The sequence below is a fragment of the Gordonia ajococcus genome (assembly GCF_012974285.1).
GTDB lineage: Bacteria > Actinomycetota > Actinomycetes > Mycobacteriales > Mycobacteriaceae > Gordonia > Gordonia amicalis.
Window position 1 is genome coordinate 2,434,353 of the sequence record NZ_CP052884.1, and the last position, 16,185, is coordinate 2,450,537.

The 16,185-nt window shown below is 64.9% G+C and carries 13 protein-coding genes; 9 read left to right on the top strand and 4 right to left on the bottom strand.

Annotated elements, in window-relative coordinates; all coding sequences use genetic code 11:
* The first annotated feature begins 239 nt into the window (after positions 1 to 239).
* From GAA2_RS11100 to GAA2_RS11135, 8 genes are all read left to right on the top strand, one after another.
* Complete coding sequence (locus tag GAA2_RS11100) at positions 240 to 1,412, top strand: GNAT family N-acetyltransferase (protein WP_024499301.1); 1,173 nt, start codon at positions 240 to 242, stop codon at positions 1,410 to 1,412.
* A gap of 415 nt (positions 1,413 to 1,827) precedes the next feature.
* Positions 1,828 to 2,622 (top strand): SDR family NAD(P)-dependent oxidoreductase, encoded by a 795-nt coding sequence (locus GAA2_RS11105; RefSeq protein WP_096274053.1) that lies wholly within the window; start codon positions 1,828 to 1,830, stop codon positions 2,620 to 2,622.
* A complete protein-coding gene (gene acsA / locus GAA2_RS11110) occupies positions 2,619 to 4,448 on the top strand; it encodes an acetate--CoA ligase (protein WP_035760599.1) in 1,830 nt (609 codons plus the stop codon). The genes GAA2_RS11105 and acsA overlap by 4 nt, the downstream gene beginning before the upstream one ends.
* Positions 4,445 to 5,446 carry a pyruvate dehydrogenase (acetyl-transferring) E1 component subunit alpha gene (pdhA, locus tag GAA2_RS11115; protein WP_024499298.1) on the top strand — a complete coding sequence of 334 codons (1,002 nt, stop codon included), beginning with the start codon at positions 4,445 to 4,447 and terminating at the stop codon, positions 5,444 to 5,446. Before acsA ends, pdhA begins: the two co-directional genes overlap by 4 nt.
* Positions 5,443 to 6,417, top strand: a complete 975-nt coding sequence (locus GAA2_RS11120; protein WP_024499297.1) for an alpha-ketoacid dehydrogenase subunit beta — start codon at positions 5,443 to 5,445, stop codon at positions 6,415 to 6,417. Before pdhA ends, GAA2_RS11120 begins: the two co-directional genes overlap by 4 nt.
* A 10-nt stretch (positions 6,418 to 6,427) precedes the next feature.
* Positions 6,428 to 7,660 (top strand): dihydrolipoamide acetyltransferase family protein, encoded by a 1,233-nt coding sequence (locus tag GAA2_RS11125; RefSeq protein ID WP_024499296.1) that lies wholly within the window; start codon positions 6,428 to 6,430, stop codon positions 7,658 to 7,660.
* Between the two features lie 9 nt (positions 7,661 to 7,669).
* On the top strand, positions 7,670 to 7,915 hold the full coding sequence (locus GAA2_RS11130; RefSeq protein WP_006435584.1) for an acyl carrier protein: 246 nt from the start codon (positions 7,670 to 7,672) through the stop codon (positions 7,913 to 7,915).
* The gene (locus GAA2_RS11135) at positions 7,912 to 9,936 is read left to right on the top strand and encodes an erythromycin esterase family protein (RefSeq protein WP_024499295.1); all 2,025 of its coding nucleotides are present in this window, start codon (positions 7,912 to 7,914) and stop codon (positions 9,934 to 9,936) included. The genes GAA2_RS11130 and GAA2_RS11135 overlap by 4 nt, the downstream gene beginning before the upstream one ends.
* 72 nt (positions 9,937 to 10,008) lie before the next feature.
* Here GAA2_RS11135 and GAA2_RS11140 read toward each other — a convergent pair whose 3' ends face one another.
* Both GAA2_RS11140 and GAA2_RS11145 read right to left on the bottom strand, forming a co-directional pair.
* Entirely contained in the window at positions 10,009 to 10,824 is an 816-nt protein-coding gene (locus GAA2_RS11140; protein ID WP_024499294.1) for a slipin family protein, read from the bottom strand.
* Between the two features lie 60 nt (positions 10,825 to 10,884).
* Positions 10,885 to 11,772: a universal stress protein gene (locus GAA2_RS11145; RefSeq protein WP_191834947.1), complete on the bottom strand. Its 888-nt coding sequence runs from the start codon at positions 11,770 to 11,772 to the stop codon at positions 10,885 to 10,887.
* Between the two features lie 243 nt (positions 11,773 to 12,015).
* Between GAA2_RS11145 and GAA2_RS11150 the strand changes: the two genes are divergently transcribed.
* On the top strand, positions 12,016 to 12,609 hold the full coding sequence (locus GAA2_RS11150) for a hypothetical protein (protein ID WP_024499292.1): 594 nt from the start codon (positions 12,016 to 12,018) through the stop codon (positions 12,607 to 12,609).
* Between the two features lie 58 nt (positions 12,610 to 12,667).
* Here the strand turns inward: GAA2_RS11150 and GAA2_RS11155 are convergent, their stop codons facing one another.
* Both GAA2_RS11155 and GAA2_RS11160 read right to left on the bottom strand, forming a co-directional pair.
* On the bottom strand, positions 12,668 to 13,393 hold the full coding sequence (locus tag GAA2_RS11155) for an ABC transporter ATP-binding protein (protein WP_096274051.1): 726 nt from the start codon (positions 13,391 to 13,393) through the stop codon (positions 12,668 to 12,670).
* Positions 13,390 to 16,155, bottom strand: coding sequence for a branched-chain amino acid ABC transporter permease/ATP-binding protein (locus GAA2_RS11160; RefSeq protein WP_024499290.1), 2,766 nt, complete (start codon positions 16,153 to 16,155; stop codon positions 13,390 to 13,392). The genes GAA2_RS11155 and GAA2_RS11160 overlap by 4 nt, the downstream gene beginning before the upstream one ends.
* Between the last annotated feature and the right edge of the window lie 30 nt (positions 16,156 to 16,185).

Here is a 16,185-nt window from a genome sequence, read left to right on the forward strand (position 1 = left end):
AGATGACGCCATTACTGTCAGATGCTGCCACTGCAGTGTCCCTACGCAACCATGGAGCTGCCGGACGCGGCGAGTCACTTTCCAGCGATCGGCGTAGCAGCGACCGACTTCACTCGTAGGAAAACGGTGAATCCGGCCCATCTGCCGCAAAGACGAGAGTCCACTCCGTGAGTCTTAGGGCACTCGTTGCATGGCAATCGGCCCTAGCTCGGCTCCAGACGCCAGATTTCCATGGACGTATGACGGACGACGCGCGGTCTGCGGCCGAACAGGCCGGTGCGGGCTTCTCCCCCACGAGTACCCCCACCGACCTGCTCATCCGCCCATTGCAGCCGGCCGACCAGGCGTCGGTTGTCGCGCTGCACCAACAGATGGGTGATCGCGAGACCTACTTTCGGTTCTTCGCGCTGCGCCCGGGTGATCTCGCTGTCCTGGCAGCGGACATCTGCGCACAAGATGGCCGGCATCTCGCGCTCGGTGCGTTCACCGGGACGCGGCTGATCGGGGTCGCGTACTTGGTGACGGTGGGCCCGGCACCACAGCGTGATGGCCAGTCAAACGGGACCGAGAGTGGTGAGGTTGCGATGGTTGTCGCACACGATCACCAGGACCACGGAGTGGGTACCGAACTGCTTTACCATCTGGCGATCTGGGCCCGTGAAAGCGGATATCACGAACTCACCGCAGATATCCTCGCCGAGAACACACGCATGCTGCAGCTGGTCCGCGACCAGGGATGGTCCCGCTGGACTCGACGTGAGGGTGCAGTCCTTCATCTCGACGTCGACCTCGACCAAGCCGCCGGTGATCCGGTCGGTAGCCGTCGAGAGGTGACTTCAGGCCCTGATGTCGAGGCGACGTCGCGAGCACGCTGTAGTGAGGGAAGCTCTACGCCACCGAGGTACGACCAGATGACCGACAACAACGAGGCTCGCACCCAGCGATCCGGTGTCTTCCGGAGAGCAGCCGTTTTGCTGACCTCGCTGACCGCGCTGTTCGCCTTCGCCGGTGCCGTGGGCCTGATCGGTGGCGGTACTGATTTCGGTGAGACCATCAATTCCCGCCTGCCGCTGGATAGTCCGGTCTTGGCCGGCGTCGCGTTGGCCGTGTTCGTTGGAGTGCCGATGTCCGTCGCGGCCTGGTTGCTGTATCGAAAGTCCGACACCCGCGCGGTGTGGGTGTCGGTGGTGGCAGGAGGCTGGCTCATCGGGTGGATCATCATCCAACTCCTCGTCATCCGCACCTACAGCTTCATGCAGGCCGCCTGCGTCGGTATAGGTGTCGCCTTGATCGCACTGGGAGGCGCGATCCGATCTCGGGTCACCGTGGACGCACCTGCCCGGCGGGCCGAGGTTGGACCCGTACGAGGTCCACTCCCTCACATGAATGATTCGGCGCAACAGGATGATTGATTAGAATCCGCGGCCATGGCAGCAGTACTTCGTCCGAACCGCTGTCTGCCCCGCCTCGACGGCCGACCGTGCAGACGCAACACGACCGCTGAGGCGCCTTGCCGACCAATGCCGCACCCTGCGGAGCCGACTTCGATTCGGCCTGCCCCGGGGTCACGACATTCGACCCTGATCCTCCAGGGCAACACCACCTATCCTCCGTCGGCTGATCCGATCACTTCCGGATTTCGGCACGGATCAGCCCCGGTAGCCGAGTCGGCCCAAGGTGAATAGTATGAACCGCCCGAAAGCGGCATAAGGTTCGATCTCCGACGTTGGCCACACGACTGTGGGCCATTGGACACTAGAGGCGGGTGGATTCGGGGAGTCGAATGGTGATGAGGGCCTTCTCCACACCCGACGAAAGCCGCGAATCATGGCAGAGAACCACCAGCCCGACACCGGAGTCGCTCTGATCACCGGCGGCGCCCGTGGAATCGGTGATGCGACCGCGCGTGCGTTGGCCTCAGCAGGGATGACCGTGGTCATCGCGGACATTCTCGATGGTCATTCCGTTGCCGAATCGATCGGTCCCACTGCGATGTTCGAGTATCTGGACGTCACAGACGCGAACAATTGGCAAGCCGTCCTCTCCAGAACCGAGGAACGTGCCGGGGCCCTGACCGCTCTGATCAACAATGCCGGAATTCTCGACTTCGGCAGCATCGAGACCTTCACATCCGATCAGTTTCATCGCATTCTCGAGGTCAACCTGGTCGGCCCCTACCTCGGTATGCACCTGGCCGCGGATCAACTTCGGCGCAGCGGATCGGGGGTGATCGTCAACGTGTCGTCGACAGCGGGACTGATGGGTTATCCGAATCTCGCCGGCTACGTCGCGAGCAAGTGGGGATTGCGGGGACTCACCAAGGCCGCCTCACTCGACCTCAGCGCCGACGGCATCCGCGTCTGTTCGGTACACCCCGGACCGATCCGCACCCCGATGACCGAAGGGCTCGGCGACGAGCTCACGATGAATCAGCCGATACCTCGCTACGGTGAGGCAGATGAAGTCGCGCGGATGATCCGGTTCATCGTCACCGAGGCGACATATTCCACCGGCGCAGAGTTCGTCGTCGACGGAGGCGCGGTCACCGGTCTCGCGGCCGACCTCGACCTTCCCGAAGCCGCTCCGAGCGCCGACGGTTCGCTGACCAGAGCATCACGATGACCCGACAGCCGGCCGCTGCGCACGCCGCCACCGAGATCATCCGCAAAACGCCGGCGGAGCTGCTGGTGCGCCCCAATTTCGACGACTATCAGGCCACGCGGGAAACGTTCAGCTGGGCGCGGTCAGACCCCCTGCTGCGAACCCCCGACGGCGGGTGCAACATCGCCTACACCGCGGTCGACCGCCACGCCGACGGCGAGGCCGGCGCTCGAACCGCGCTACGGTTCATGGGATCCCCGGCCACGACCGGCACGATCGGCAGTGTCGATCTGTCCTATGACCAGCTGGCGCACTCGGCCCGGCGGTTCACCAATGTGCTCCGCGAACTCGGCATCGGCAAGGGCGACGTCATGTTCGTCGTCGCCGCCCGCGGCCCGGAACTCTATGCCGGGGTGATGGGCGCTCTCCGCAACGGCACGATCGTCTCTCCCCTGTTCTCCGCGTTCGGACCAGAGCCGATCGCCACCCGGATTCGGCTCGGCCGTGGCGCAGTCCTGCTCATCACCGAGTCGCTGTATCGCAAGAAGCTGGCGGCGATCCGCGACACGATGCCGACTCTGCGCCGGGTCATCGTCATCGGCGAATCTGGTTCGGTCGCTACGGTTTCCGGAACGGAAAGCTTCAGTGAACTCATGGCCGCGGCCTCTGACGACGCCGACTTGACCCCGACCACCGAAGACGATCCAGCGCTGCTGCACTTCACCAGCGGGACCACCGGCACTCCCAAGGGTGCAGTCCACGTCCACGGCGCCCTCGCGACCCACTACGCAACCGGCTTCTACGCACTCGACCTGCACCCAGACGACATCTACTGGTGCACAGCCGACCCCGGTTGGGTGACCGGCACGTCGTACGGAATCATCGCGCCACTACTGCACGGCATCACCTCGATCGTCGATCCCGAAGACTTCGATGCCGAGCGTTGGTACCGGATCCTCGAGCAGGAGAAGGTGTCGGTGTGGTACACCGCGCCGACGGCGATCCGCATGCTGATGAGGGCCGGGGAGGACCTGGCGCGCAAGTTCTCACACCCCGATCTGCGGTTTGTCGCCAGCGTGGGCGAACCGCTGAATCCCGAGGCGGTGTGGTGGGGACGCGATGTCCTCGGGCTGCCGATCCATGACAACTGGTGGCAGACCGAGACCGGCGGCATCATGATCGCCAACACGGCGGCTTTCGACATCAAACCGGGATCGATGGGACGGCCGCTACCGGGTGTCGACGCGTGCCTCGTGCAACGAAGCGCAGACCACCGCGTCACCGTCATCGATACCCCGGACCAAGTCGGGGAACTGGCCCTTCGCGCAGGGTGGCCGTCGATGTTCCGCAGTTACCTGAACAACGCCCAACGCTACCGGGACTGCTTCGTCGACGATCTGTACCTCACCGGGGACCTCGCCACCAGAGACGCCGACGGCTACTACTGGTTCGTCGGACGTGCCGACGACGTCATCAAATCCGCCGGACACCTGATCGGCCCATTCGAGGTGGAGAACGTGCTGATGGAGCATCCCGCAGTGGCCGAGGCCGCGGTGATCGGCGTGCCCTCTCCGGTGACCGGCGAAATGGTCAAGGCGTTCGTCACCCTGAAGCACGGATATGAATTCGACGACGCACTGCGTCGTGAGCTTCTCGGGCACGCACGCAAGAAACTGGGGGCGGCGGTCGCCCCCAAAGACGTCGAGTACGCCGCGGCGCTACCGCACACCCGCAGCGGCAAGATCATGCGGCGACTGGTACGCGCCCGCGAACTCGGACTGCCCGAGGGCGACTTGTCGACGTTGGAGTCCGACGGCCACATTCCGACATCCGAGGCGAAATCATGAGCAGCCCGTCAGCGATCCGCGCTTATCGTCAGGATTTCCTCCACGGGCTTCTCTGCGACATGGTTCGCATTCGCAGCATGGAGGAACGCGCAGCAGAACTGTACGGAGCCACCAAGATTCGTGGCTTCCTGCACTTGTACGTGGGACAGGAAGCTGTCGCGGTCGGAGCACTACGAGCCTTGACTGACGACGAAGCGGTGGTTGCAACGTACCGCGAGCACGGTCATGCATTGATCCACGGCGTACCCATGACCGCGATCATGGCGGAGATGTTCGGCAAGCAGGAGGGGTGCTCACGCGGACGCGGTGGGTCGATGCACCTGTTCGACTCTCGCACCCGATTCTTCGGCGGCAACGCCATCGTGGCCGGAGGGCTACCGCTCGCGGTCGGAATCGCCTTGGCCGAGGCGATTCACGGACGCACGCGGGTGACGGCGTGCTTCTTCGGTGACGGCGCCGTCGCCGAAGGCGCCTTCCATGAATCCGTCAACATGGCAGCACTCTGGAATCTGCCGATACTCTTCTGCTGCGAGAACAACCGGTACGCGATGGGAACGGCTCTCGAACGGGCGCAGTCACAAACCGATCTACGGGCCAAGGCCGCGGCCTACAACCTGCCCACTGTCCAGGTGGACGGTATGGACGTGATGGCCTGTCACGAGGCCGCAGACCACGGCGCGGAATATGTCCGCGATACCGGCGGGCCGTACTTCATCGAGTTCCTGACCTACCGGTTCCGCGCGCATTCGATGTTCGATCCGGATCTCTACCGGGACAAGGCCGAGGTGGACGAATGGAAGAAGAAGGACCCTATATCGACCTTCACCGCACGACTGAAAGAGTTGGATCTTCTCACCGACGACCAGGTCTCGGCGATCAAGACCCGGGCCGAAGCAGAGGTCGACGCGGCGGTGGCGTTCGCGGAGAAGGGCACCCTTGAACCCGTCGATGACCTCCTGCGTGATGTTTCCACGCCACACGCCGAGGAGGCGCTGTGAAGACCACGTATCGAGGTGCCCTTCGCGACGCCCATCGAGAGGCGCTTCTCTCCGATGACCGTGTCTTCGTGATGGGTGAGGACGTGGGTCGCTACGGCGGTACTTACGCGGTCACCAAAGGGCTACTCGAAGAGTTCGGACCAGAACGGATTCGGGATGCACCGCTGTCCGAACTCGGTTTCGTCGGCGTCGGCGTCGGCGCCGCTTTGAACGGTTTGCGCCCCATCGTCGAGGTCATGACGGTCAACTTCAGTCTGCTGTCCCTCGATCAGCTGGTGAACACCGCAGCGGCGTTGCGGCACATGTCCGGGGGGCAGTTCTCCGTCCCGCTCGTGCTCCGGATGTCCACGGGTGCAGGTCGTCAGCTCGCTGCCCAACACTCCCACAGTTTCGAGAACTGGTACGCCCACATCCCGGGCATCACCGTCCTCGCGCCATCGACCGTTGCCGATGCTGGCGGGATGCTCGCACCGGCCCTGGCAGATCCCGATCCTGTCGTCATCTTCGAACATGCACAGCTCTACAACCTCGCCGACGATCTCGAGGACCCGTTCGATGTCGACATCACCTCGGCAGCCGTCCGGCGACCGGGCACCGACCTCACCCTGATCACCTACGGAGGGTCGTTGCCCAAGACACTGGAGGCCGCCGACGAGCTTGCCGAGGACGGGATCAGCTGTGAAGTAGTCGATCTGAGAGTGCTCAGACCGCTCGACATGGCGACGGTCGTGGCGTCGGTGACGCGAACCCACCGGGCGGTGATCGTCGACGAAGGGTGGCGCAGCGGCAGCCTCGCCGGTGAAGTGATGGCCCAACTCGTCGAGCAGGCCTTCTACGACCTCGATGCACCTCCCGCACGTGTCTGCACCGCCGAGGTACCCATCCCCTACGCGCGCCAGCTCGAACAGGCCGCACTCCCACGACGAGAGACAATCGAAGCCGCGGTGCGCTCCGTCATGGGATCGGAGTAGGTGAGGCGCCGTGATCGAGTTCCGGCTTCCCTCACTCGGTGCCGACATGGACGAGGCGAAGCTCACCGAGTGGCAGATCGCCCCCGGAGACACCGTTGAGAAGGGGCAAGTCGTCGCCGAAGTGGAGACCACCAAATCCGCAATCGAGGTGGAAACCTGGCACGACGGCACCGTCGCCGAGCTGAAAGTCGAAGTCGGCGAGACCATTCCGGTCGGAACGGTGATGGCCACTTTCTATGAACCGGGCGAAACACCGTCCACGGTGAAACAACCGGCACGAGGCGATGCAGGGGCGCCATCGTCGACGCCCCCACCCGCAGCGCCTGCCGAACCGGTTCTGGTGACCGCTCGAACCTCCCCTTCGGCCGGGCCGACCGCACCGTCCGTCCCACATACGACCACTGTTGCGGCCCCGACCGGCCCCATGGCCTCGAACCGAGTACGCATCTCCCCCGCCGCCCGGCGTCGTGCGCGAGAGCTCGGACTCGACCCTGACCGCTTGCGCGGCACCGGACCCGGAGGCGCGATAACACTGGACGACGTCGAGCAGCATGCCAAAACCACTGCACCCGACAGTCGAGCACGAGAAATGCGTCGCACCATCGCTGCGGCGATGAGCCGGTCCAAAAGGGAGATACCGCACTACTACCTCGCCGAGACGATTCCGATGGAGACGGCGTCGAGGTGGTTGTCCGAACGCAACGCCCAACACCCGGTCGAAGAGCGTCTTCTCCCGGCCGTCCTGATCTTGAAGGCCGTGGCCGTCGCCGCGCGCAAATGTCCGTCGATGAACGGATTCTGGACCGACGACGAGTTCACGATGCAAGCAGACGTCCACGTGGGAGTCGCGATCGCGTTACGGGGCGGCGGACTGATCGCCCCCGCGATCCATGACGTGCCCGACAAGTCTCTCGACACCCTGCAGTCCGATCTCGTCGACCTGGTGGCGCGTACCCGCAGCGGTAAGCTGCGCAGCTCCGAGTTCACGGACTCGACCATCACGGTGACCAACCTCGGCGACAACGGCGTCGAGGCCGTCTTCGGCGCGATCTATCCACCGCAGGTCGCGCTGGTCGGCGTGGGCACGATGACCCAGCGTCCCTGGATCGTCGACGGCGAGATCAAACCCATCCCGGTGGTCACCGTTTCGCTCTCCGCCGACCACCGAGCCAGCGACGGACGCCAAGGCGCAAAGTTTCTCTCCACCATCCGAGAACTGCTGCTGCGGCCGCACGAACTGTGAGGAGCAACCATGGACGATGAGACGACCACCACCGCGGTCGTGGACGCACTGCTCGAGGTGGCACCCGAATTGTCTGACGGGGATCTCGCTTTCGACGAGCCCATTCGCGAACAAGCCGACCTGGACTCGATGGACTGGTTGAGCTTCTTGACCGGCATCAAGAAGAGACTCGGGGTCGACGTGCCCGAAGAGGACTACGCCAAGCTCCGAACCGTCGCCGATGTCGTTCGCTACGCACAGGAGATCAGACGATGAACTCGCCCGTGACAGCGAGAACGACGGCACCGCAGCTGTTTCGTGACCGTCGGGAGGCCGGGCGCGCCCTCGCCGAGCTGCTGTCCGGTTTCCGCGATCACGACGACGTCGTCGTCCTCGGCCTGGCCCGCGGTGGAGTTCCGGTCGCCTTCGAGGTCGCCGCATCGCTTCGACTGCCGTTGGACGTGTTCGTCGTGCGCAAACTGGGACTGCCCGGGAACGAAGAGTTCGCCTTCGGGGCAATCGCAGCCGGCGGACGCATCGTGCTCGACGACGACGTGGTGCGAGCCGGTCGAGTCACCCAAGAACAGTTGCGGACCGTGGTCGAACGAGAGACCCGCACGCTCGAGAAGCGGGAGAGGCTGTACCGAGGGGCTCGCCCGCCGCTGGAGATCGCAGGCACGACAGTCATCCTCGTCGATGACGGACTGGCGACCGGAGCCAGCATGCGGGCAGCGGTGAGTGCGCTACGCGAACGTGAGCCGGCCGCGATCATCATCGCGGTCCCGGTGGCCCCCGAATCCACCTGTCTCGCACTCGCCGGAGCGGTCGACGAAGTCGTCTGTGCCTCCATGCCAACACTGTTCGCAGCCGTCGGCCAGTCATACCGGACCTTCCCGCAGGTGCCCGACGACGAGGTCCGAACCCTGCTGTCCACACCCACCACCACGCCCTCAGAACATCCGCACGAACAAACCCTGGCGGCCGTCGTCGCACGATCGGCGATCGAGTGCAGATACGGTGTCCCGCCGGATGCAGTGCTGGACGACTTCATCGGCGACGCGGAATTCGTACTCATCGGCGAGAGTTCTCACGGCACCGAAGAGTTCTATGACTCCCGCGCTCGAATCACCCGGTGGCTCATCGAGAACAAAGGCTTCACGGCGGTGGCTGCGGAGGCCGACTGGCCCGACGCCTACCGAGTCAATCGCTGGGTCCAGGGGAAGGGAAGTGACGGATCCGCCGACGAGGCGCTGTCGGGGTTCGAACGGTTTCCGGCGTGGATGTGGCGAAATACCGTGGTCAAGGACTTCGTCGACTGGCTGCATCGATACAACGCCGGCCGAGCACAGGATCTGGATCGAGTCGGTTTCTACGGGCTCGACCTCTACAGTCTGCACCGCTCGATGCAGGATGTGATCGCCTACCTGGACACCGTTGATCGCGAGGCGGCCCGGCGTGCTCGCGCGCGATACGCATGCTTCGATCACTCCACGGCTGCGGATGGACAGGCATACGGGTACGCGGCTGCGTTCGGTGCAGGACAGTCCTGCGAACAGCAGGTCGTCACCCAATTGGTCGAGATGTACGCCGCGACCCTGGAACGTCTCCGCGGCGACGGCGCGGAGGCCGATGAACTGTTCTGTGCCCGGCGGAATGCCGTGGCGGTGAAGGACGCCGAACTCTATTACCGCACCATGTTCCGGGGTCGGGTCACGTCCTGGAACGTGCGCGACCGCCACATGGCCGAAACCCTCGACGCGCTCGCCGAACATCTGTCTTCACGTTCGTCCAGCCCGGCGAAGATCGTGGTGTGGGCACACAACTCGCACGTGGGCGATGCACGGGCGACCGAAGTCGGAGCCGACGGTCAGCTGACCCTGGGGCAGCTGGTGCGTGAACGGTATCGGCGACGCTGTCGGCTCATCGGATTCTCGACGTTCGAAGGAACCGTCACCGCCGCAGACGAATGGGGCGGACCGGCTCGACGCATGACGGTTCGCCGCGCACTCCCCGGTAGCGTCGAAGAGGCCTTCCACCAGGCGGGAGTGCAGTCGTTCTTCTTGTCGTCGCAGGCGGCCGGTGCGGCCGATTCGGTCGACTCGATTCGCCTTGCTCGCGCAATCGGTGTGATCTATCTGCCGGAAACCGAACGCCAGAGCCACTACTTCCACGTCCGCGTTCCCGAACAGTTCGACGCGTACATTCATCTCGATCGGACAGATGCGGTGCGCCCCCTCGAACCCTTCGGTATGTGGGAGGAGAGTCAACACCCCGAGACGTACCCGACCGGTCTGTGACGAAATGAGAAGATCGCCACGCAGGGTGGACCTCAGACGGATGGCCCGGACGAGATGGTGCTGTTGACCGTGTCAGATGTCCGAGCTGTCTCCGCGGAATCCGGGAGCGTCTCGTGCGCCGTTTTCGCGGGACAAGAACGCGGTCAGGTCGGCGAGTGAGGCCATCAGCGGCGCTGGGAACACCACTGTCGTGTTCTTCTCCACGCCGATCTCCATAAGGGTTTGCAGGCTGCGGAGCTGCAAGGCGATCGGGTTCTCGGCCATGGTCTTCGCTGCGGTGGAAAGCTGATGGGCGGCAACGGCTTCCCCTTCGGCCGCGATGATCTTGGCGCGCTTCTCCCGCTCGGCCTCGGCCTCGCGGGCCATTGCGCGTTGCATCCCACCGGGCAACTGGATGTCCTTGAGTTCCACCAGTCGAACCTCGACGCCCCATTCCTGCGCGGTCATCTCGAGGATGCGAAGGATGTCGTCGTTGATCGAGTCGGTATGTGCGAGCACGTCGTCGAGAGAGTGTTGTCCGACGACTTTGCGCAGCGTGGTCTGGGCGATCTGGTTGATCGCTGCATGGACGTCTTCGATTTCGACCACCGCCTTCACCGGGTCGACGACGCGGTAGTAGGCGACCGCGGAGATGTCCACGCTCACGTTGTCTCGGGTGATGATTCCCTGCGATTGGATCGGCATCGTCACCACTCGCATGGAGACCTTGATCATGCGGTCGGCGACGGGGATGATCAGGCGCAGTCCTGGTTTGCGTGTGCCGGCGAGTTTGCCGAAGCGCAACACGACGCCTCGTTCGTACTCGGGAACGATCCGGATGGCCGTGGCGGCCACGAGCAGGATCGCGACGATTGCGCAGCCGATCACGACCCACGTGGTTGTGGTCATCTTCCCACCTACCTCTCTGAGAGGCCTCCACCAGTCAAGACCTCGGCGACTTCCGACCGGTCAGGGATTCTTGTGCACCACCATCACCGGACACGGGGCCACCTCCATGACAGCCCGGCTGGTCGATCCCAAGAGCAGACCGCGGAAACCACCGCGGCCCCGCGTTCCCACCACGACCAGTTGTGCTGACTGTGCGGCGTCCACGATCTCCTCCGCCGGTGAAGCGATCCCGACCCGCCGCTCGATCTTGACGTCCGGAAAGTCCTCCGGATAACCGGCGAGCTGTTCACCCAGCAATTCTTCGGCTTCGTCTTCGAACTGTCGAAGGGTCCTCTGATCCGCACCGTAGAACGCGGCTCCCGACGAGCCTCCGTACGCATGCACCCCGAGCAGAGCCGTCTTCAACAGGTCCGCCTGACGGAACGCGTGGCCGATCGCAGCCGTCGACGTAGGCGACCCGTCGACACCGACGACCACGGGTCCGGTCGTCGGAGCAGGGCCGCCGACCACCACCACCGGACACTCTGCGTGCGCTGTCGCGTCATTGCTGACCGATCCGAAGAGCAGTCCGCGGACTCCACCCAGCCCACGTCTACCGAGGACAAGCATGTGGGCCCAGGTAGACGCGTGCCGGAGCGCGAGCGTGGCCGATCCGCTCACGGTCTTGCCCTCGACGTCGACGTTCGGGGCGACGTCGGCCGCCACCTGCGTCGCGGCGTCGAGGGCACGCGCCGCGCCGGCATGCATGGCCTCCACCACTGCCGGGGAAGTCATCGTCGGTGCCGGCGCATATGCGCCGGGCACGATGCCCACCGCGGAGATCAGACGCAGATGTCGTTTCTCCCGGACGGCGGCGCCGGCCGCCCAGCGAACCGCCATCAGAGCGCAGTCCGAACCGTCCACACCGACGACGATCGGTGCCGTCGCATCGGTCACTGAATCAGTCATGGTTGTCTCCCAGATGTGGCGCCGCCCGTTCCCCTCCGGAAACTTCATCGTCGTACCGACCCGACGAGAACGGCGGGGTCGAAAGTCACCAGTAGATCGGAAAAGGTCCTGCCGCGTCGGGCATCGCCCGCGGCGTGAGGCCCGGTCGACCTGCGACCTTTCGTGCGACCAACCCGATTTCAATGTGAAAAGCTTTGTGCCGTAGTCTTTTCACCCGTGAATCCCGCTGCTGCCAATACTCTCGTGACCGATCTCACTGCCCACGCATGCGTATGGTGCTCGTCCAGCGAGGACATCGCGGAACTCCGCGGGGAACCGCGATGCGGACGCTGCCGCACCGCAGAACAGACCGTCGCCGCGGCCCGCGAGTTCGTCGGGTTCTATGGTCTACGACCCCTGGGTGGGTCGCTGGCGTCCGACGATGAAGAAGAACGCGAACACCGGGTCGCAGCTCGCGAAGCCTGGGCGGTGCTGAATCAGACCCGTACGCACACTCCACCGCGAGGTGCATCCCGGTCCGGGCAGCGTGGCGTCGCCCGCTCCGCGTCCACCGCGACAAAGACAGGTGGAAACGCTGCGCCCGTCAAGGCGCAGAACGTCAAGTCCGGGGGCACCCGACCCGCCGACGTCTCCCGACCCGACCGTGCTGCGCTCATGAACCGCGCCGAAGCCCTGCTGGCACAGCTCGCCGAAATCGAGGAACGCCTGGCCGTCGCTCAGAAGGATTCCGGCTTGAGCGGCAAGGCGAAGGTGTCCGACCTGACCGCCAAGCGCGATTCTGTGTTGCGCACGCTCGCCGCGTTGGAGAAGGCCAAGCGGGCGCTGGAGCCGGCCTGACAGTCGGCCGGTTCAGGACTGGATATCGGAAGGGTCTGAGCTGCAGTTCGATTTCCGCTCAGGACGTAGCGAACGCCTCCCCCATGTACGCGTTCTCGATCACCTCGGGCGTCGCGGCGAGTTCGGCGGCATCACCTCGGAGCACCTGGTTGCCGTGGCGCATGACCATGGCGGTGTCCGCGACCTCGAGGGCGAGCTGGACATGTTGCTCGACGAGGATGACCGCAGCACCGGTGCTGTCGGCGACGGCACGCACCACGGGTAGAAGACGTTCGACGATGACCGGCGCCAGACCCATGCTGAGCTCATCGATCAGCAGGACCTTGGGGTGCTGAACGAGAGCCCGCCCGATCGCGAGCATCTGTTGCTCACCTCCCGACAGCGCACCGGCCGGCACCTTGAGCCGGTCGGCCAGCTGCGGGAAGGTCTCCAGGATCGAATCGCGTTCGGCCGGCCAGGAACGTCGCGATCGGACCGAGAGCCGTAGATTCTCCTCGACGGTGAGCGAGGTGAACAACGAGCGGTCGTCGGGAACCAGGACCAGTCCGGCCTTGGCCGCCCTCCGAGCGTGTCCGGACTTCACCTGGTGTCCGTCGACGGACACCGTGCCGGCCAAGGTCGGCAGCAGGCCGGCCAGCGACATCAACACCGTGGTCTTCCCTGCCCCGTTCGGGCCGAGGAGCGCCAGCACCTCCCCCGCGCCGAGCTCGAGATCGAATCCGCGAACGCACGGCCGACCGTTGTATCCGGCGTCCAATCCGGTGCAGCTGAGTACAGGGTTCATGCCTTCAGCTCCTCACCGCTGTGGGTGGCGCCGAGATAGGCGCTGGTAACGGCCGGATCGCTACGGATCTCGTCGGGGGTTCCGATCGCGATCACCTTGCCGAGGTCGAGAACGACTATCCGGTCACAGACGGCAAGAACCAGTTCCATGTCGTGGTCGATCATCACGACGGTCACCCCCGCATCGCGGATCGCTCGGAGTCGGTGTCCGAGCCACAAGCTCTCGGTGCTGTCGAGGCCGGCGGCCGGCTCGTCGAGGAGGACCACCCGCGGTCGCCCGGCAAGTGCGCGAGCAACCGAGACGAGCTGCCGCCGTCCCTGCGAGAGTTCCTTCACCTGGCGATCGACCACCGGGACGAGGTGCAACAACTCGAAGAGCCGGTCCAACTCGTCCACCCCCAGCATCGCCGTGTCCGGGCGGTGCCGGGCGGCGGTGGTGCCGACGGCGACATTCTCACGGACCGAGAGGTCGTCGTACAGTTCGATGCCCTGGAACGTGCGACCCAGCCCGTGGCGGCTGCGTTGGAAGGGGCGCTGCCCGTCGAGGCTGTGGCCCTCCAGGTTCACACTGCCGGTCGAGTCCGCGAATCCGCTGATGGCGTCGATGAGGGTGGTCTTGCCGGCTCCGTTGGGTCCGATGAGGCCGATGATCTCGCCTTCGCGGACGTCGAACGACACGTTCTCGACGGCGGTCACGCCGCCGTAGCGGACGCCGATCTCCTTCGACGACAGGATGACCTCGCCGGGTGCGCGGGGTGCCTCGAGAGTCGGCGAATCGGTGCCGGGCGAGATGGCCAGTTCGAGTTCGGCGACGGTGTCCTTGCGGTCGAAGACCCTGGTGCGCAACCAGTTCGTCGCCTTGTGCACCTCGGAGATGATGCCCTCGGGGTTGGCGATGATGGTGATGACCAGGAGGATGCCGGTGATGACGTGGTAGTACGTGCCCAGGTTGACCGCACGGTCGAGCAGGACGAACAGGATGCCGCCGGCCCCCATGATCCCCGCGAGAACGCCGCCGGAGACACAGGTGACACCGGCCAGGTACACCAGTGCGAACATCCCGATTCCGGCGATGGCGGCATATGATTCGGGAACCACGACGGTCTGCTGATAGGCCATGAGTGAGCCGCCGATCCCGGCGATGAACGCGCCGATGGCGAACGCCACCAGCTTCGTTCGTGACACGTTCACTCCGGCCGCCGCGGCCGATCGTTCATTCGCGCGTACCGCCAGCATCGAGGCGCCCAACCGGCTGGTCCGCAGCCGCGCGACACCCAGGCCGACCAACGTCAGGACGATGAGGCACAGGACGCCGAACGCGATGTTGGGGTAGGTGTTCCCGGAACCGATGCCGAGATCCAGGCCGAACAGGGACGGATCCTTGACGGCAGCCCCGTCGATTCCTCCGTTGAACTCGTTGTTGCGGAACCAGAACGCCTCCAGGAACACCGCGAGACTGAGCGTGACGACCGCGACCGGCAGACCCCGGATGCGCAGTGCCGGGAGTCCGACGACAACACCCACCACCGTCGCCACCACGGCCGCCAGCACCGGTGCGATCGGGAACGGAACACCCCAATCGGTGGTCAGACGCGACATCATGAACGCTGCCACTCCCGCAAGGGTCAACTGCGCCAATGAGATCTGACCGGCGAACCCGGTGACCACCACCTGGGACAGGGCGATGATCGCCACCGTGAACGTGACGATGACCGCGCCCCGGACACTGCCCTCGGTGAAGATCAGGAACCCGAGTGCGACCACGACACCGGCGATGCTGGGAAGCAACAGATTTCGTGGACGAGGTGCGGCGCCCAGTGTGTTCTGGACGATGGCGCCGCGGGTGGGTAGGGGTTTGCCGCGCAGCACCAGGAAGATCAAGATCATCGCCAGGGGTATCAGCTCGGCCATCCCTGATTGCGGCATCCAGCTGACCGTTGCCTGCAGGTGTGTCATCTCCGACTGCAGGACTCCGATACCCAGCCCGGCCGCTACCGCCGGCCCGATCGCACTGAAGTTGCCGACCAGGGCAGCGGCCAGTGCCGGCACGATGAACAGCGTGTAGGACACCGGGATCAGCGGGACGATCGGGGCGATGAGGATGCCTGACAGACCCGCGATCATCGTCGACAGTGCCCAGTTGGCGTAGGCGATGCGTTCAGGTGACAGACCTGCGACGATCGCACCTTTCTCCGATTCGGCGGCCGCTCGGGTGGCCAGACCGAAGCGGGTCAGACGGAACGCCAGGATCAACAGCACCGTCAGCACGACGACCAGCGCCGCAATCCAGACGCGATCAGCCGGGACCCGGATGTCGCCGATCTCGATGATCTCGGTGGGCAGGATCGCATCCACCGACACCGGGCTGGTGCCCACCCGGGCGGCGAGCACGGCCTGGATCACCAACATCACGGCGATCGACGCCACCGCCTTTGCTGTCGCTGGTGCGGTCCGCAACATCCGGAACACGCAGAGGTACAGGAGAGCGCCCAACCCGGCGGCGATCAGTAGAGCGATCACCATGGCGGGCGCCAGTCCCAGGGGTCCCCCGAGATCAATTGTCTTGGGAAATCCCGGGATCGGGATGAGGAGTTCACCATCGCGCAAGTACGCGTACGTGTACGCGATGTAGAGCGCGATGGCCCCGGTGGCGAAGTTCACCACACCCGAACTCCGGTAGGTCATGACCAGAGCCAGCGCCAATGCTGCGTAGACAGCGCCGTTGCCGAGCCCTAGGAGCAAGAACTGGATATCTTGGGTCATCTACCGACTTCCGGTCATCGTGCGGGTGTG